This is a genomic window from Streptomyces sp. NPDC019443 (genome assembly GCF_044389785.1).
Lineage (GTDB): Bacteria > Actinomycetota > Actinomycetes > Streptomycetales > Streptomycetaceae > Streptomyces.
Genome location: NZ_JBIRYJ010000011.1, coordinates 162688 through 180217, shown reverse-complemented (window position 1 = coordinate 180217; position 17530 = coordinate 162688). Strand labels below are relative to the sequence as shown.

The 17530-nt window shown below is 68.7% G+C and carries 16 protein-coding genes; 6 read left to right on the top strand and 10 right to left on the bottom strand.

Annotated elements, in window-relative coordinates:
- Window positions 1-64 precede the first annotated feature (64 nt).
- Together ACH492_RS29250 and ACH492_RS29245 are read left to right on the top strand one after the other, a co-directional pair.
- Window positions 65-994, top strand: coding sequence for an alpha/beta fold hydrolase (locus tag ACH492_RS29250; RefSeq protein WP_398990754.1), 930 nt, complete (start codon window positions 65-67; stop codon window positions 992-994).
- 131 nt (window positions 995-1125) lie between these two features.
- The gene (locus ACH492_RS29245) at window positions 1126-1314 is read left to right on the top strand and encodes a hypothetical protein (protein ID WP_356227423.1); all 189 of its coding nucleotides are present in this window, start codon (window positions 1126-1128) and stop codon (window positions 1312-1314) included.
- 16 nt (window positions 1315-1330) lie between these two features.
- Here the strand turns inward: ACH492_RS29245 and ACH492_RS29240 are convergent, their stop codons facing one another.
- The 3 genes from ACH492_RS29240 to nth form a co-directional block, all read right to left on the bottom strand.
- Window positions 1331-2530 (bottom strand): MarP family serine protease, encoded by a 1200-nt coding sequence (locus tag ACH492_RS29240; RefSeq protein ID WP_398990752.1) that lies wholly within the window; start codon window positions 2528-2530, stop codon window positions 1331-1333.
- Between the two features lie 116 nt (window positions 2531-2646).
- Entirely contained in the window at window positions 2647-3345 is a 699-nt protein-coding gene (locus tag ACH492_RS29235; protein WP_398990750.1) for an NUDIX hydrolase, read from the bottom strand.
- A 67-nt stretch (window positions 3346-3412) separates the two neighbouring features.
- Window positions 3413-4231 carry an endonuclease III gene (gene nth / locus ACH492_RS29230; protein ID WP_398990837.1) on the bottom strand — a complete coding sequence of 273 codons (819 nt, stop codon included), beginning with the start codon at window positions 4229-4231 and terminating at the stop codon, window positions 3413-3415.
- Window positions 4232-4526: 295 nt separating this feature from the next.
- Here nth and ACH492_RS29225 point away from each other — a divergent pair, with 295 nt between their 5' ends.
- Window positions 4527-5201 carry a Crp/Fnr family transcriptional regulator gene (locus tag ACH492_RS29225; RefSeq protein WP_307661979.1) on the top strand — a complete coding sequence of 225 codons (675 nt, stop codon included), beginning with the start codon at window positions 4527-4529 and terminating at the stop codon, window positions 5199-5201.
- 126 nt (window positions 5202-5327) lie between these two features.
- Here the strand turns inward: ACH492_RS29225 and ACH492_RS29220 are convergent, their stop codons facing one another.
- The 6 genes from ACH492_RS29220 to ACH492_RS29195 form a co-directional block, all read right to left on the bottom strand.
- Window positions 5328-6212, bottom strand: a complete 885-nt coding sequence (locus ACH492_RS29220; protein ID WP_398990748.1) for a prohibitin family protein — start codon at window positions 6210-6212, stop codon at window positions 5328-5330.
- A gap of 87 nt (window positions 6213-6299) precedes the next feature.
- Window positions 6300-7130, bottom strand: coding sequence for an MBL fold metallo-hydrolase (locus tag ACH492_RS29215; RefSeq protein WP_398990746.1), 831 nt, complete (start codon window positions 7128-7130; stop codon window positions 6300-6302).
- A gap of 40 nt (window positions 7131-7170) precedes the next feature.
- On the bottom strand, window positions 7171-8052 hold the full coding sequence (locus tag ACH492_RS29210; protein WP_398990744.1) for an NUDIX hydrolase: 882 nt from the start codon (window positions 8050-8052) through the stop codon (window positions 7171-7173).
- Window positions 8053-8122: 70 nt separating this feature from the next.
- A complete protein-coding gene (locus ACH492_RS29205) occupies window positions 8123-11041 on the bottom strand; it encodes a PQQ-dependent sugar dehydrogenase (RefSeq protein WP_398990742.1) in 2919 nt (972 codons plus the stop codon).
- 362 nt (window positions 11042-11403) lie between these two features.
- Window positions 11404-11874: a RidA family protein gene (locus ACH492_RS29200; RefSeq protein WP_398990740.1), complete on the bottom strand. Its 471-nt coding sequence runs from the start codon at window positions 11872-11874 to the stop codon at window positions 11404-11406.
- A gap of 121 nt (window positions 11875-11995) precedes the next feature.
- The gene (locus ACH492_RS29195) at window positions 11996-12157 is read right to left on the bottom strand and encodes a DUF4177 domain-containing protein (RefSeq protein ID WP_307661985.1); all 162 of its coding nucleotides are present in this window, start codon (window positions 12155-12157) and stop codon (window positions 11996-11998) included.
- 96 nt (window positions 12158-12253) lie between these two features.
- Here ACH492_RS29195 and ACH492_RS29190 point away from each other — a divergent pair, with 96 nt between their 5' ends.
- On the top strand, window positions 12254-13216 hold the full coding sequence (locus ACH492_RS29190; protein WP_398990738.1) for an ArsA family ATPase: 963 nt from the start codon (window positions 12254-12256) through the stop codon (window positions 13214-13216).
- Window positions 13213-14499: an ArsA family ATPase gene (locus ACH492_RS29185; protein WP_398990736.1), complete on the top strand. Its 1287-nt coding sequence runs from the start codon at window positions 13213-13215 to the stop codon at window positions 14497-14499. The genes ACH492_RS29190 and ACH492_RS29185 overlap by 4 nt, the downstream gene beginning before the upstream one ends.
- A gap of 14 nt (window positions 14500-14513) precedes the next feature.
- Here ACH492_RS29185 and ACH492_RS29180 read toward each other — a convergent pair whose 3' ends face one another.
- Window positions 14514-14858, bottom strand: a complete 345-nt coding sequence (locus tag ACH492_RS29180) for a WhiB family transcriptional regulator (protein ID WP_177149633.1) — start codon at window positions 14856-14858, stop codon at window positions 14514-14516.
- 395 nt (window positions 14859-15253) lie between these two features.
- Here ACH492_RS29180 and ACH492_RS29175 point away from each other — a divergent pair, with 395 nt between their 5' ends.
- Window positions 15254-17488: a transglycosylase domain-containing protein gene (locus ACH492_RS29175; RefSeq protein WP_398990734.1), complete on the top strand. Its 2235-nt coding sequence runs from the start codon at window positions 15254-15256 to the stop codon at window positions 17486-17488.
- The last annotated feature ends 42 nt before the right edge of the window (window positions 17489-17530 follow it).

The window sequence follows — 17530 nt, the reverse complement described above, 5'->3', positions numbered from 1 at the left end:
CCGTCGCCCTGTTGGGGACGGGCTTGGTGACCGTGGGGCGCTCAGTTGTGGCACGCTCGTCTGCATGACGGCCCCTGATACCGGTACTGGAAGCCCCGTACGCATCGATGGTCCCTGGACACATCGCGACGTGGCTGCCAATGGTGCGCGCTTCCATATCGCCGAGATGGGCGATGGGCCGCTTGTGTTGCTGCTCCATGGCTTTCCGCAGTTCTGGTGGACATGGCGGCATCAGCTGACCGCGCTCGCCGACGCCGGGTTCCGGGCGGTGGCGATGGATTTGCGGGGTGTGGGCGGCAGCGACCGTACGCCGCGGGGTTACGACCCCGCGAACCTCGCGCTCGACATCACCGGCGTGGTGCGCTCGCTGGGCGAGCCGGACGCGGCGCTGGTCGGGCACGACCTGGGCGGCTATCTGGCCTGGACCGCGGCGGTGATGCGGCCCAAGCTGGTGCGCCGGCTCGCGGTCTCCTCGATGCCGCATCCGCGCCGCTGGCGTTCGGCGATGCTCTCCGACTTCTCGCAGAGCCGTGCGGGGTCGTACATCTGGGGCTTCCAGCGGCCGTGGCTGCCGGAGCGTCAGCTGGTGGCGGACGACGCGGCCTTGGTCGGCAAGCTGATCCAGGACTGGTCCGGGCCGCAGCTGCCGGACGAGGACGCGGTCGACGTCTACCGGCGGGCGATGTGCATCCCGTCGACGGCGCACTGCTCGATCGAGCCGTACCGGTGGATGGTGCGGTCGATGGCACGGCCGGACGGGATCCAGTTCAACCGCCGGATGAAGCGGCCGGTGCGGGTTCCGACGCTGCATCTGCACGGCTCGCTGGACCCGGCGATGCGGACGCGCAGCGCGGCGGGGTCGGGCGAGTACGTGGAAGCGCCGTACCGCTGGCGGCTCTTTGACGGCCTCGGTCACTTCCCTCATGAGGAGGACCCCGTGGCGTTCTCCACCGAGCTCATCAACTGGCTGAAGGACCCCGAGCCCGACCGCTAGCCGCTGCTAGGCCCCGCCGCCACACGCCCCCGTGAACGCTTGTACGACCAGTAGCCAAATGCCCGGCGCATAGGCCAATTGGCCGCCCCTGACGCGATTACCGACCATGAGGCACGGGCAGACCTCGGGGTATGGGCTGGACGCACGACTACGGTGACGCAGCACGCAACCGCCGCTCGGCCAGTGGGCCGATCACCCACGAGAGGGGTGGCCCTCAGAGCGAGGGCCATGAGCATCCGGGGCAAGGGATCGGCATTTCCCGCATCCTGAGGCGCCGGGCCCGCTGGGTCTCGGCGCGACTGCGGCATACCCGAAGCTGACGCCGGCCCCCTCCCGCTACAGCGCGCATCCCTGGCTGTCGACCTGCTGGTTGGCGGTCAGGCCGACTGCGATGTCGTCGCGGATCTCGTCGACCGTCAAGGCGTAGCCGGTGTCCGGGTCGTCCAGTGACCTGGCGAAGATGACGCCGTACACCCTGCCGTCGGGCGTGAGCAGCGGACCGCCGGAGTTGCCCTGCCGGACCGTCGCGAAGAGCGAGTAGACGTCGCGCTGCACGGTGCCGCGGCGGTAGATGTCGGGGCCGTTGGCGTTGATCCTGCCGCGGACGCGGGCCGAGCGCACGTCGTACGAGCCGTTCTCCGGGAAGCCCGCGACGATCGCGCTGTTGCCGCTGCGCGCGTCGGAGTCGGCGAACTGGAGCGGCCGCGCCCTCAGGTCGGGTACGTCCAGTACGGCGATGTCGCGCTGCCAGTCGTAGAGCACGACCTTCGCGTCGTACAGCCTGCCCTCGCCGCCTATCTGCACGGTCGGCTCGTCCACGCCGCCGACGACGTGCGCGTTGGTCATGACCCGGCGGTCGGAGAAGACGAAGCCGGTGCCTTCGAGGACCTTGCCGCAGCTCTGCGCGGTGCCGACGACCTTGACGATGGACTGCTGGGCGCGGGCCGCCACCGGGCTGCCCGCGAGCGCCGGGTCCGGGGCCTGGACCTCGGTGATGGGCTCGTTGGCGAACGGGCTGAAGACCTGTGGGAAGCCGTTCTGCGCGAGGACGGAGGAGAAGTCCGTGAACCAGGTGTTCGCCTGACTTGGCATCACCCGGGAGACCCCGAGGAGCACCTTGGAGTTACGGACCTCCTTGCCGAGCGTGGGCAGCGAGGTCCCGGCGAGCGCGGAGCCGATCAGCCAGGCGACCAGCAGCATCGCGACCACGTTGACCAGCGCGCCGCCGGTGGCGTCCAGGGCGCGGGCGGGCGACCAGGTGATGTGCCGGCGCAGTCTGTTGCCGAGGTGGGTGGTGAAGGCCTGGCCGACCGAGGCACAGACGATCACCAGGACGACGGCGATGACCGCGGCCGTGGTGGACACCTCGGAATCGTTCGTCAGTTGGCCCCAGATGACCGGCAGCAGATAGATCGCCACAAGTCCGCCGCCGAGGAAACCGATCACCGACAGGATGCCCACGACGAAGCCCTGGCGATAGCCGACGATCGCGAACCACACGGCGGCGACCAGCAACAGGATGTCCAGCACGTTCACCGTCATTAGCCTCGCAGATTCGTCGCCGGGTGCTCCGTCCGGCTGGGGGTCCTGGCCGCCCGCTGCTGAGCCGCCTTCGATGCCGCGCCCCAGGGGCGCGGCACGGGGTCAGCCTGTCATGAGCGCCAGTCGAGCGGGACCTGCTTGGCGCGGTCCCATGGTCGTTCCCATCCTGCGAAGTGCACAATGCGATCGATCACACCGGCGGTAAAACCCCAGACCAGAGCCCCCTCGACCATAAACGCCGGTCCTGTGTGGCCGCTTGGGTGCACGGCCGTCGCACGGTTGGCCGGGTCCGTGAGATCCACCACGGGCACGGTGAAGACCCGCGCGGTTTCCGCGGGATCGACCGCTCCGAACGGGCTCGGGGTGCGCCACCATCCCAGTACGGGTGTGACGACGAAACTGCTCACCGGGATGTAGAGCTTGGGCAGTACGCCGAAGATCTGGACGCCCGTCGGGTCGAGGCCGGTCTCTTCCTCGGCCTCGCGCAGCGCGGCGCGCAGAGGTCCGGTGGTGGCCGGGTCGCCGTCCTCGGGGTCGAGCGCGCCGCCGGGGAAGGAGGGCTGCCCGGGGTGCGAGCGGAGGCTGCCGGCGCGCTCCATGAGCAGCAGCTCGGGGCCCTTGGCGCCCTCGCCGAGCAGGATCAGGACGGCGGACTGCCGGCCGCGGCCGCTCTCGGGCGGCAGGAAGCGGCTGAGCTGCTGGGGCTCGACGGTGTCCGCGGCGCGCACGACGGGGTCGAGCCACGCGGGCAGGCCGTCGGTCGTGACGGCCACATCGCGGTCGTACGTTTCTCCTTCAGCGCGCATCATGGGCACCCCCTCATTCACAACGCCTTGGGGCGCTTGGATCGTTCCGTGAGTCGTACGACGTGCGAGGTCACCCGGCCGCTCCCAGGGCCGGAGCCGGTTTGCCCGGGTAGTCCGGGGGCGGGTTCAGGCGCTGGCCCGGCTGGCCGCCCATCTCGTACTTCAGCAGCTTCTTCGCCTTCACAGGGTCCGTCTCGCCCTCTCCGTAGGAAGGGCAGAGGTGCGCGATGGGGCAGGCGCCGCAGGCCGGTTTGCGGGCGTGGCAGATCCGGCGCCCGTGGAAGATCACCCGGTGCGAGAGCATCGTCCACTCGCTCTTGGGGAACATCGCGGCGATCTCGGCCTCGATCTTCACCGGGTCCTGCTGCTCGGTCAGCTTCCAGCGGCACACGAGGCGCTGGAAGTGGGTGTCGACGGTGAGGCCGGGCACTCCGAACGCATTGCCGAGAACCACGAACGCCGTCTTGCGGCCCACTCCGGGCAGCTTCACCAGGTCGTCGAGGCGGCCGGGGACCTTGCCGCCGAAATCGTCCCGGATGGCGGCCGCGAGTCCCATGATCGACTTGGTTTTGGCGCGAAAGAAGCCGGTCGGGCGGATGAGTTCCTCGACCTCTTCCGGATTCGCGGCGGCGAGGTCCTCGGGCGTTGGGTACTTCGCGAAGAGCGCCGGCGTGGTCTGGTTCACCCTCAGGTCCGTCGTCTGGGCGGACAGGACCGTGGCGACCAGCAGCTCGAAGGGATTTCGGAAGTCGAGCTCCGGATGGGCGTACGGATAGACCTCGGCCAGCTCTCTGTTGATCCGGCGGGCGCGGCGGACCATCGCCAGTCGCGATTCCGATTTAGTGACTTTTGTCGCTTTCTTAGGGTTGGGCGAGGACCGTTCGCCCACAGCGGAATTCTGCTTTCCGGACACTCTCCCAGCCCCCTTGGCCTGCGCTCTCACCGGCGAATTGGACACCCGGTCAGCCTACGGGCCACCGCTGACATCCGCCCCAGTCCCTGGTAATCAGGACCCAATCGGGCCCCTGCCGTACGAACAGGCGCTCCCGTGCGTCAAACTTGTTGTGACTGATCGCACGAATTTTTACTGCCGGGGGTCCGGGGGTTGTCCTCCGGACCAGCACAGCACGGTCCGGCATCATGGGGGCCACGGTCCCCTGAGCAGGTCGACAAGGAGAGAACTCGTGGACGACGTTCTGCGGCGCGCCCCGCTCTTCGCGGCGCTCGATGACGAGCAGGCCGCGGAGCTCCGCGCCTCGATGAGTGAAGTGACGCTCGCCCGCGGCGATGCTCTCTTCCACGAGGGCGACCCCGGCGACCGCCTGTACGTGGTCACGGATGGCAAGGTCAAGCTCCACCGCACCTCCCCCGACGGCCGCGAGAACATGCTCGCCGTCCTCGGCCCGGGCGAGCTGATCGGTGAGCTGTCGCTCTTCGATCCGGGGCCGCGCACCGCCACCGCCAGCGCGCTGACCGAGGTCAAGCTCCTCGGCCTGGGCCACGGTGACCTCCAGCCCTGGCTGAACGTACGCCCCGAGGTGGCCACCGCGCTGCTGCGCGCGGTCGCCCGCCGGCTGCGCAAGACCAATGACCAGATGTCCGACCTGGTCTTCTCCGACGTGCCGGGCCGCGTGGCCCGCGCGCTCCTCGACCTGTCGCGCCGCTTCGGCGTGCAGTCGGAGGAGGGCATTCACGTCGTCCACGACCTCACCCAGGAGGAGCTGGCTCAGCTGGTCGGCGCCTCCCGCGAGACGGTGAACAAGGCGCTGGCCGACTTCGCGCAGCGCGGCTGGCTGCGACTTGAGGCGCGGGCCGTGATCCTGCTGGACGTGGAGCGCCTCGCCAAGCGTTCACGCTGAGCATCTGACGTACGAACGCGAAAGGGCCGCCCCGGAGTCGACCGTGGCGGCCCTTTCGCGTTCGTACGGGCAGGTACGTCAGTTCTTGGTGCCGTCAGTTCTTCGTGCCGTCAGTTCTTCGTGCCGTCAGTTCTTCGTGCCGTCGACGATCAGCGGGTTTCCGCTGCCGCCGCCGCACGGCACCGCGTACACCGGGTGCTTCGCCGCGGCCTCCCTGAAGGCGTCGATGCACTGGTTGGTGAGCACCTTGTCGGTGAGCGACTCGTTCAGGATCTTGTTGGCCCTGGCGATTCCCTCGGCCTCGATCCTGCGGCGCTCGGCCTCCGCCTTGGCGGTGCGCGCCGCCTCGGTCGCCCGCTCCGTCGCCTGCTGCTGCTGGATCTTGCGGTCGATCTGGTCCTGCAGCCGGTCGGACGGCTTCACATTGCGCAGGTTGACGGTGGTGACGTCGATGCCGCGCGGGGCGAGCCGCTCCTTGATCAGGTCGCCGATCTCGGTGTTGATCTTCTCGCGGGCCGAGGTGTAGCCCTCTTCGCTGGTGTGGCGGGCGAAGACGTTACGGATGATCTCGCGGCTGTCCGGGAAGACCAGCCGCTGCTGGATGGCGTCCTCGCTGCCGGCGAGCCTGTAGAGCTCGACGGCCTTGGCCGGGGTCACCGCCCACTTCACGGTGAGCTCCACGTACATCACACCGCCCTGCGAGGAGCGCACCTCGACCACGTCCTTGTCGGAGAGGTTGAGGTCCACCGGGCGGGTGGAGAACGTGGTGACGTTCGTGAACGGCGAGGTGAGGTTCACGCCGGGGTTCATAGGGGCGCCGACCTTGCCGAAGGTGACCGGGACGCCGACCTCGTAGGCGCTGACGATGTGCACACAGCTGAAGATTCCGGAGAACAGGCCGGCGATCAGCGCGCCGAGGGCGCCGAGTTTCAGGCCGCGGCGCTCGCTGCCGCGGGCGGCGAAAAACATTACGGCCGCGGCTATGACGAGCACGATGAACAGGACAAACACGTGGTTCCCCCCAGGAACGGATGCCAGAAGTAAGCGGAGCGTAAAGCATGGGTCAAGGCATCCGACGCCTGGGGCCCGGCGGCGGTTTCAGATCAGGCCGTGCTCGCGCAGATACTCCAGGTGCGCCCGCACCGACAGCTCGGCCGCCGGCCACAGCGACCTGTCCACGTCCGCGTACACATGGGCGACCACGTCCGCCGGCGTGAGATGGCCGGCCTCGACCGCCGTCTCCACCTGGGCGAGCCGGTTCGCCCGGTGCGCCAGATAGAACTCGACCGCGCCCTGTGCGTCGTCGAGTACGGGCCCGTGGCCCGGCAGCACCGTGCGCACCCCGTCGTCGACCGTCAGCGAGCGCAGCCTGCGCAGCGAGTCGAGGTAGTCGCCGAGCCGCCCGTCCGGGTGCGCGACCATCGTCGTACCCCGCCCCAGGATCGTGTCGCCGGTCAGCACGGCCCGGTCGGCGGGGAGATGGAAGCAGAGCGAGTCGGCGGTGTGGCCGGGGGTGGGGACCACGCGCATCTCCAGCCCGCCGACACGGATCACATCCCCCGCCGCGAGCCCCTCGTCGCCGAGCCGCAGCGCCGGATCGAGGGCGCGGACGTGCGTACGCGTCAGCTCGGCGAAGCGTGCGGCGCCCTCGGCGTGGTCGGAGTGGCCGTGGGTGAGGAGGGTCAGGGCGACCCGCTTGCCCGCCTTCTCGGCGGTGGCGATGACGGCCTGGAGGTGTATGTCGTCGAGGGGCCCGGGGTCGATGACGACGGCGAGCTCGGAGTCCGGCTCGGAGACGATCCAGGTGTTGGTGCCGTCGAGAGTCATCACGGAGGCGTTGGGCGCGAGGACATTGACGGCGCGTGCGGTGGCGGGCCCGGAGAGCACACCCCCACGGGGCTGTCCGGGCAGCGCAGCGGCGTCGGTCATCGCACACCTCCGGTGTGGCGGCGGGACGCGGCGGCTTCCGTCATCGCTCGCCCTCCGCCGTGGTGCCGCCCGTCGGCACGTGCTTGGTGAACTCATCGTGGCCCGGCCAGCTCAGCACCAGCTCCCCGCCTTCCAGCCGCGCCTTCGCCAGTACGGGAGTGAGATCCTGCTCCCCCGCCGCCGCCAGCGCCTGGGCCGCCGTTCCGTACGGCTGCAGCCCTCGCAGCGTCGAGACCGTCGGCGGCATCATCAGCAGATCGCCCTTGTCGTAGCCGGCCGTCGCGTCCGCCGGGCGGATCCAGACCGTGCGGTCCGCCTCCGTCGACGCGTTCCGCGTCCGCTGTCCCTCCGGCAGCGCGGCCACGAAGAACCACGTGTCGTAGCGGCGCGGCTCGAACTCCGGGGTGATCCAGCGCGCCCACGCGCCCAGCAGGTCCGAGCGCAGCACCAGGCCCCGCCGGTCCAGGAAGTCCGCGAAGGAGAGGTCCCGGTCGACCAGCGCCTTGCGGTCGGCCTCCCAGTCGTCGCCCGTCGTGTCGCCGACGACCGTGCCGGGCGTGGGGCCCGCGAGCAGGACGCCCGCTTCCTCGTACGTCTCCCTGACCGCCGCGCACACAATGGCCTGGGCTTCGGCCCGACCGGTTCCCAGCCGGGCCGCCCAGTCGTCCAGCGAGGGGCCCGCCCACCGCACCAGATGGTCGTCGTCGCGCGGGTCGACGCCGCCGCCCGGATATACGTACGCGCCTGAGGCGAAAGCCATGGAGGCGCGTCGGCGCAGCATGTGGACGGCAGGGCCGTCCGGCGTGTCGCGCAGCAGCATCACGGTCGCGGCCCGCTTCGGCGGCACGGCGGTGAGCTCACCGCTCGCGAGCGCACGAATCCGGTCCGGCCACTCCGGTGGGTACCACTGACCATTGGACATGGACGGATGCTATGCGCATCCGTCGGGATGTTCGAGGGGCGGCCAGGCAGGCCGCCCCTCGAGCCATCCGTCACGTACCGGCGTTGGAGTTGCCGCGCAGTTTCACATTCGCGGTGCTCGCGTTCTTGATCGCCGTCTCGATCTGAGCCATGGACGAGCCCGAGGTGAGCCCCGGCACGGTCGCCGCGTTCACCGCGTACAGCGTGAAGGTGTACGGGTGTGTGGAGCCGCCCGGGCAGGGTCCGAAGAACTTCTGCGAGTTGGCCCCACTGCCCATGGCCTTCTGTTTCGCGCCGTCCTGGCCCGGGACGTTGAAGCCCGACCCGAGACCCTCCGGCAGGGAGAGGTTCGCCGCCGGGATGTCCCAGATCGCCCAGTGCAGCTTGTTGCCGCCGCTCGCGACGTCGGCGAAGACGACCGCGTAGCTCCTCGCCCCGGTACTTCCCGCTCCCCAGGCCAGCGGCGGCGACGGATCCTGGCCCGCCGTGCCGTCGCCGGCGCAGGTGTACCTGGCCGGGATGGTGGCGTTGTCGCTGAAGGCGCTGCTGGCCAGCTTGAAGTCGCCGGGCTGCGGATTGCCGCCCGAGTAGACGATGTCGATCAAGAGGATCCGGTCGTTGCCGTTCGTGCCGTCCTTGTCGGTCGACGTGGTGAGCCAGATGTCGCCGTCGTGGTCCACCTCGACCGTGCGCAGCCGGTCGTACGTCCCCTGGAAGTACGTCTTCTGCTCGACCAGGTTGCTGCTGGAGTCAATGCGCAGCCGGTAGACGCGCTCGCCCCTCGTCGTTGCGACGAAGACATGGTCGTTGATGATCGTCAGGCCGCTGGGTGAGGCCGAGGCGGTCGGCCAGGTCTTCTTCGGCGCGATGTAGCCGGAGCAGTCACCGGCAGTGCCCTCGCAGTTGGGCCAGCCGTAGTTGCCGCCCTTCTGGATGAGGTTGACCTCGTCCATGTTGCTGTTGCCGAACTCCGCCTGCCACAGCCGGCCCTTGGAGTCGAAGTCGAGCCCCTGCGGGTTGCGGTGACCGAGCGACCAGACAGCGTTGCCGAACGGGTTGTCCGACGGGATGGAGCCGTCCTGGTTGATGCGGAGGATCTTGCCGTTGAGGGAGTTCTTGTCCTGCGCCCGGCTGCTGCTCTGGGCGTCACCCATGGATGCGTACAGCTTGCCGTCGGGGCCGAAGCGCAGCCGCCCGCCGTTGTGGAAGCGGCTCTTCTCCATGCCGTCGAGCAGGACCGTGTAGCCGCTCAGGGCGTTGTTCTCCAGCTTCATCCGCGCGAGGCGGTTGCCGTCCGAGGAGGTGTGCAGGAAGTACAGATAGTGGTCGGTGTTGAAGTTCGGGCTGATCTCGATGCCCATCAGGCCGCCCTCGCCGCCCGTGGTCTGGGAGTTGGGCACCTTGCCGAGGAGGGTCTTCTGGCCCGCCTTGGTGAGCTTGTAGACGTTGAAGGTGTTCCGCTCGGTGTAGACGCCGGTGCCGTCGGGCAGGAAACCCAGTCCCCAGCCGACATCCACGCCGCTGGCGAGGGTCGAGACATTGCCGGGGTCCGGGACACCGCCCGGCTGGCTGCCGCCGGTGGTGACGGTGATCTCCGGGCTGAAGTCGGACTTGTTGCCCTTCAGGTCGAAGGCCCTGACCTTGAACTTGTACGCGGTGTTGGCCTTCAGGCCCGCGATGGTCGTCGAGGTCGAGTCGGCGGTTCCGGCGGCCGCGCCGTCGCGGTGGATCTCGTAACCGGTGACCTTCACATTGTCCGTGGAGGCGTTCCAGGCGAGGTCGACGCTGGTCGCGGTCTTGCCGGTGGAGCGCAGGTTGCCCGGTACGCTCGGCGGCTCGTCGTCCGGCGGGGCGGGCAGCGTGGCGATGGTGACGGCGTTGCTCGCGGCCGAGACATTGGCTGCCGCGTCACGGGCGAAGACGGTCCAGTCGTACGAGGTCTCCGGGCTGAGGTTCTCCATCGTGGCGGCGAGCGTGTTCCCGTCGACCTGCTTCATCAGCTGGCCGTGCTGGTAGATGTCGTAACCGGTGACCTTGACGTTGTCGGTGGACGCGTCCCAGGCCAGCGAAACGGTGGACGCCGTCGGCTCCTTGTCCTTGCGCAGGTTCCCGGGCGGCGTCGGCTTCTCGGTGTCGGCCGGGCCGCTCGCGGTGACCGTGAGTTTGTCCAGGTTCGGGCCGTCGCCCGCTGCCGTGGTGGCGCGGATCTTGTTGGCGCCCGCCTTGAGGGTCGCGTTGGCGGTGGCCGTCTTCCAGGTGGTCCAGGCGCCGGTGCCGGGGAAGGCGAGGTCGTCGGCGACCGAGGTGCCGTTCACGGTGATGTCCAGCGGACGGTTGGCGGTGGTGCCGTTGGCGTAGCGGAAGTCCAGCTTGGCGGGCGCGGCCTGTGCGGAGTCGACGGTGAACTCCACGTACGCGCCCGTCACGGCCTGGAAGTTGACGAAGCCGGTGCCGGAGTGGCCGGCGTGGTTGGACTCAACGGCGCCCTGGGAGACCGTCCCGGACTCGGCCTCGTAGTCCGTGCCTGCCTGGCCGTCGGCGGGTGTGACGTCGATGAAGTCGAGGTTGGGGCCGCCCTCGGTGGCGGTTGCGGTGGCCCGGATGGTGTTGGCGCCGGCCTTGAGCGTGACCGTGGTGGTGGCGGAGGACCAGGTGGTCCAGGCGCCGGTGGGCTGGAAGGCCAAGTTGCCGGCGGCGACGGCTCCGTTGACGGAGATGTCCAGCGGGCGGTTCCCGGCGGTGCCGTTGGCGAAGCCGAGCGCCAGGGTGGCGCTGCCCGCCGCCGGGGCGTTGACGGTGAACTCCACATAGCCACCGGCGACATTGGTGTAGTTGACGAAACCGGTGCCGGAGAAGCCGGTGTGGTTGGACTCGGCGGCGCCCTGCGAGATGGTCGCCGCTTCGGCTTCGTAGCGGACGGGTGCGGCCTTGACCGCCCCTGCCTTCGCGGGGTCGGCGGGCTGGGCGTTGCTCAGGGTCGGTAAGGCCACGGTTATCGCTGCGGTGGCCGCAGCCGCGAGAACGCCGATCGCTCTGCGCGACCGACGGGGGATTGGTGCCACGGATCCCTCCCACTTTCGTTGGGGGACGAGGGAGATGGAGACGTACGGCGTTCAGATGGTTAGGAAACGTTCCTAACCATGGACAGATCACACCAGCCGACGCGTCCACGTCAAGAGCGATGCAGGGCATTGCCACAGACGAACAAGGCCCCGTGCCCGCCGGAGAATCGGCAGGCACGGGGCCATATGCAGGCTGACCGGCGGTTCAGTCCGGGTTCAGCCCTGGGGTGCAGTCCAGGTTCAGTCCCGAGGTTCAGTCCTGGGGTGCAGTCCAGGTTCAGTCCCGAGGTTCAGTCCTGGACGAGCTCCACCTGGATCTCGATCTCGATCGGAGAGTCCAGCGGCAGCACCGCGACGCCCACCGCACTGCGCGCGTGCACACCCTTGTCGCCGAACACCGCACCCAGCAGCTCACTCGCGCCGTTGATCACGGCGGGCTGGCTGGTGAAGTCCGCGGCAGAGGCGACAAAGCCGACGACCTTCACAACCCGCGCGACCCGGTCCAGATCGCCGACGACCGACTTCACGGCGGCCAGCGCGTTCAGCGCACAGGTGCGGGCGAGCTCCTTGGCCTCCTCCGGGGTGACCTCACCGCCCACCTTGCCGGTGACCGGAAGCTTGCCCTCCACCATCGGGAGCTGGCCCGCGGTGTAGACGTACGCACCCGAGATCACGGCCGGCTGGTACGCGGCCAGCGGCGGCACGACCTGCGGCAGCGTCAGCCCGAGCTCGGCGAGCTTCGCGTCGACAACACCGCTCATGCCCCTACCCTTTCGATCTCCCCCAGAGCTGACGCCTGGGTGGTGCCCCCGTCTCCGCCCACGCGGCGCAGAGGTGCAGGCATCGTGTCCGACTGCGGCCCGGCAGCCGCGCGCGCGTCGCTCACGGGGTCTTCTCCCGCTTCAAGTACGCCACGAGCTGCTCGGGGTTGTTCGGCCCGGGAACGACCTGGACGAGCTCCCAGCCGTCCTCGCCCCAGGTGTCCAGAATCTGCTTGGTCGCGTGCACGAGAAGGGGCACGGTCGCGTATTCCCACTTGGTCATGGAGCCGACTGTAGCCGTACCGAAGGGCAGCCTCGTGACGCAGCCCGCAGGCAGCCTCGTGCGTAGGCGGCGGCCCGACTGGTTAGGCTCGAATACGTGAGCAGGTTCCAGGTCGTCAGCGGCAAGGGCGGTACCGGTAAAACGACGGTCGCCGCCGCCCTCGCGCTCGCCCTCGCGACCGAGGGAAAGCGGACTCTCCTCGTCGAGGTCGAGGGGAGGCAGGGCATCGCGCAGCTCTTCGAGACGGAAGCGCTTCCGTACGAGGAGCGGAAAATCGCCGTCTCGTCGGGCGGCGGCGAGGTGTTCGCGCTGGCCATCGACGCCGAGCGCGCGCTCCTCGACTACCTCCAGATGTTCTACAAGCTGGGCAGCGCGGGCCGTGCGCTCAAGAAGCTCGGCGCGATCGACTTCGCGACGACCGTCGCACCCGGCGTCCGGGACGTACTGCTGACCGGCAAGGCCTGCGAAGCCGTACGCCGCAAGACGAAGCAGGGGACATTCGCGTACGACTACGTGGTGATGGACGCCCCGCCCACCGGCCGCATCACCCGCTTCCTGAACGTGAACGACGAGGTGGCGGGCCTGGCCAAGTTCGGCCCGATACACAATCAGGCCCAGGCCGTGATGCGTGTCCTCAAGTCCCCCGAGACGGCCGTCCACATGGTGACGCTGCTCGAGGAGATGCCGGTCCAGGAGACCGCGGACGGCGTCGCAGAGCTGCGCGCCGCCGACCTCCCCGTCGGCAAGGTGATCGTGAACATGGTGCGCCCGCACATCCTCGACGACGGGGCGGTGCGCAGCGCGGCGGGCGACCGGCGCACGGACATCGCCAAGGCGCTCACCACAGCCGGCGTCAGCGGCTCGGCGAAGCTCGTCACACCGCTCCTGGAGCAGGCCGCCGACCACGCCCAGCGTGTCGAGCTGGAGCGCGAGCAGCGCGCGGCGCTGTCCGTCCTCGACCTGCCCGCGTACGAACTCCCCCTGCTGAGCGAGGGAGTCGACCTGGCCGGGCTCTACCAACTGGCGAAGGAACTGCGAAAGCAAGGGACCGGCTCATGACCCTGGACGCGTCGGCCGCTCTCGAGGTCGACCCGCTGATCGACGACCCCGCCACCCGCATCATCGTGTGCTGCGGCGCGGGCGGCGTCGGCAAGACGACAACCGCCGCGGCTCTTGGCGTACGGGCGGCCGAGCGCGGCCGCAAGGTCGTCGTCCTCACCATCGACCCGGCCCGCAGGCTCGCGCAGTCCATGGGCATCGACTCCCTCGACAACACCCCGCGCCGGGTCAAGGGCATCGAGGGCGACGGCGAACTGCACGCCATGATGCTCGACATGAAGCGGACCTTCGACGAGATCGTCGAGGCGCACGCGGACGCCGAGCGGGCCCGCGCGATACTGGAGAACCCCTTCTACCAGTCCCTGTCGGCCGGTTTCGCGGGCACGCAGGAGTACATGGCGATGGAGAAGCTGGGCCAGCTGCGCGCCCGCGACGAGTGGGACCTGATCGTCGTCGACACCCCGCCGTCGCGCTCCGCGCTGGACTTCCTGGACGCGCCCAAGCGCCTCGGGTCGTTCCTGGACGGGAAGTTCATCAAGCTACTGATGGCCCCGGCGAAGATGGGCGGCCGGGCGGGGATGAAGTTCCTCAATGTCGGCATGTCGATGATGACCGGCACGCTCGGCAAACTGCTCGGCGGTCAACTTCTACGCGATGTGCAGACTTTCGTGGCCGCGATGGACACCATGTTCGGCGGCTTCCGCACCCGGGCCGACGCCACCTACCGGCTGCTGCAGGCACCCGGCACGGCGTTCCTGGTGGTCGCGGCGCCGGAGCGGGACGCGCTGCGGGAGGCGGCGTACTTCGTGGAGCGGCTGGCGGCGGAGGAGATGCCGCTGGCCGGTCTGGTCCTCAACAGGGTCCATGGCAGCGGCGCTGCCCGGCTGTCGGCCGAGCGGGCGCTTGCCGCCGCAGAAAATCTTGACGAGGGCCGCATTGTGGATCAGAGGTCCGGGAAGGCTGGTGTGCATGACGCCACGGCCGCCTCTCCCGAATCCCCGCCCGTGGCTCATACCGATGCCGTGAATCACACCGCCTTGAATCACCCGGCCGCGGATCACACCACAGAACAGCTGACGGCGGGTCTGCTGCGCCTGCACGCCGAACGAATGCAGGTGCTCGCGCGTGAACAGCGAACGCGCGACCGCTTCACCGCGCTCCACCCCGAGGTGGCGGTGGCCCAAGTGCCCGCGCTGCCCGGCGATGTACATGACCTCGCCGGCCTGCGGGCCATCGGTGATCGGCTCGCGACCGGTGGTCATACCCCGGCCGGAGCTGCGTAGAACAACAGCAGGGGCTATCCCACCGCTGCGTACGTCTCGTATGTCTCGTCGTCGTCGAGGCCCACGGGCAGGATGCCCGCGCTGCGCTCGTACTCCGTGCGCGCTGTTTCGAGCAGTCTGCGCCAGGAGGTGACTGTGGGACGCCTGCGCAGCAGTGCGCGCCGCTCCCGCTCGGTCATACCCCCCCACACGCCGAACTCGACGCGGTTGTCGAGTGCATCGGCAAGGCACTCGGTCCGCACCGGGCAACCGGTGCACACCGCCTTGGCCCTGTTCTGCGCTGCCCCTTGTACGAACAGTTCATCCGGATCGGTAGTGCGGCAGGCTGCCTGCGCACTCCAGTCGGTTACCCAGCCCATGCCGGCGCCGTCCTCTCCCGAATCGAGGCTCCCCCACGGCGGCAGCGGCATATTCACCGCTGCCAGTTGAGGACGTTACGGAAGGTGGGCACAGCGCAACACCCCCTTCGGGCCCAATCTTGAATGGCCCGAACGGACTATGGGTACGCGGCAGATCACCCAGGGGAGTGAGCTGGGGGCATACACGACTATCCCGACAAAGCGGGACAGTTCAGTTGGGTCACAACGGACGTCGAACGACGCATGAGGCGGATTCGGACAGGGGTCCGCCAGGTTCGGGTACGGCGGAAGTTGTGGGGAGGCCTTGATGCGAAACCGCACAGCTGTGACAGTTGAGAGCAGCTTAGGCCAAGGCCTATACGCGTGTCCGGCGAATGAGAACGTAGGCTGCCCCCATGCCAAAGAAGCGCTCGGGCGGAGGTCTGACCGGGACCCAGCAGGCCGCCAAGTTCCTCGGTGTCAGCGTGCTCTCCGGAGCGGTGCTGGCAGGCATCGCCCTGCCCGCCGCCGGTGCGCTGGGGCTCGCGGCCAAGGGAACGGTCCAGGGATTCGACGAGATCCCCGCCAACCTCAAGACGCCCCCGCTGAGCCAGCGCACCACCATCCTGGACTCGAAGGGCGGGCAGATCGCCACGGTCTACTCCCGCGACCGCACGGTGGTGCCGCTCAAGGACGTCTCCCCGTACATGCAGAAGGCGATCGTCGCGATCGAGGACTCGCGCTTCTACGAGCACGGCGCGATCGACCTCAAGGGCGTCCTGCGCGCGCTGAACCGCAACGCCCAGTCGGGCGGCGTCTCCCAGGGCGCCTCCACCCTCACCCAGCAGTATGTGAAGAACGTCTTCGTCGAGGAGGCCGGCGACAACCCCGACAAGGTCGCCCAGGCCACCCAGCAGACGCTCGGCCGCAAGATCCAGGAACTGAAGTTCGCGATCCAGGTCGAGGAAGAGCTGGGCAAGAAGAAAATCCTCGAGAACTACCTCAACATCACCTTCTTCGGGCAGCAGGCGTACGGCATCGAGGCGGCGTCCCAGCGCTACTTCTCCAAGTCGGCCAAGGACCTGAAGCTGGAGGAGGCGGCGATGCTCGCGGGCATCGTCCAGTCCCCCAGCCGCTACGACCCGGTCAATGACACACAGGAGGCGACCAAGCGTCGCAACATCGTGTTGCAGCGCATGGCCCAAGTCCGCGACATCTCGCAGGAGGAAGCCGAGCGGGCAATGGCGACCCCGGTCGAGCTGAAGGTCAGCAAGCCGAAGAACGGCTGCATCACGGCCGCCAACGGCGCGGGCTTCTTCTGCGACTACGTACGCGAGGTGTTCCTCTCCGACCCGGTCTTCGGAAAGACCAAGGAGGCCCGGGCCAAGGTCTGGAACCAAGGCGGTCTGACGATCAAGACGACGCTGGATCCGCAGGCACAGCGGTCGGCGCAGAAATCAATCAAGAAACACGTCTACCAGACGGACAACGTCGCCACCGCCATAACGATGGTCCAGCCCGGCACCGGCAAGATCATGGCCATGGGCCAGTCCAGGCCGTACGGCTTCGGCAAGACCGAGACCCAGATAAACTATTCGGTCAACCAGGGCATGGGCGGCTCGAACTACGGCTTCCCGGTCGGCTCGACCTTCAAGCCGTTCGTCGCCTCGGCGGCCATAGAGCAGGGCAAGCCGCCGACGCAGATGTATCCGGCGCCGTACCAGATGCCGTACCCGTCGTCGATCCCGACCTGCAGCGGAAAGCCGTGGGTCAACATCGACAACAAGCAGCGTCTGGAGAACGAGAACAAGGCCGAGGTGGGTCCGTACGCCCTGAGGGAAGCGATGGAGAAGTCGGTCAACACCTACTTCGTGCAGATGATCGCCGACATAGGTCTGTGCCCGGTCATGGAGATGACCCAGAAGCTCGGTGTGGTGCAGGGCAACGGCAAGAAGCTCCCCGAGGAGCCCTCCCCGCTCACTCTGGGCTCCACCGGCATCTCACCGCTGACCATGGCCAACGCGTACGCGACCTTCGCCAACCGCGGCACGTACTGCACCCCGACCGCCATCGAGTCCATCAGGACGGCCGACGGCAAGAGCCTCGAGGTGCCGAGTTCCACCTGCGGCAAGGCCATGAGCGAGCGGACGGCCGACACCATCAACACGCTGCTGCGCGGCGTGGTCGACTCCGGTACGGGTCAGCAGGCCGGTCTCCAGAGCCGTGACAACGCGGGCAAGACCGGTACGACGGACGGCCGGAAGAACGCCTGGTTCGTCGGCTACACGCCGAACCTGTCCGGAGCCGTGTGGGTCGGCAGCCCCAGCCAGCAGGTGGAGATGGAGAACATCACCATCGGCGGTCAGTACCACGCCAAGGTGTTCGGCGGTCAGGTCCCCGGACCGATCTGGAAGGACGCGATGACCGGTGCCCTGGACGGGCAGCCCGCTCCCGCGTTCAACAGCGTCGTAATCCCGGACCCGCCGAAGAAGGACGACAAGAAGAAGCCGGGTGACGGCAAGCCCGGTGACAGCCGCGGCCAGAGCAACGGCGGGCAGCAGCCGTGGCCCGGGATCTCGATCCCGCCGGACCTGATCGGCGGCGGGAACAACCGCGGCCAGAGCAACGGCGGCGGCGGCAACTGGCCGTAGGGCGGTTCGCGCGCAGAAGATCACGATGAGGGGGACCCGGCC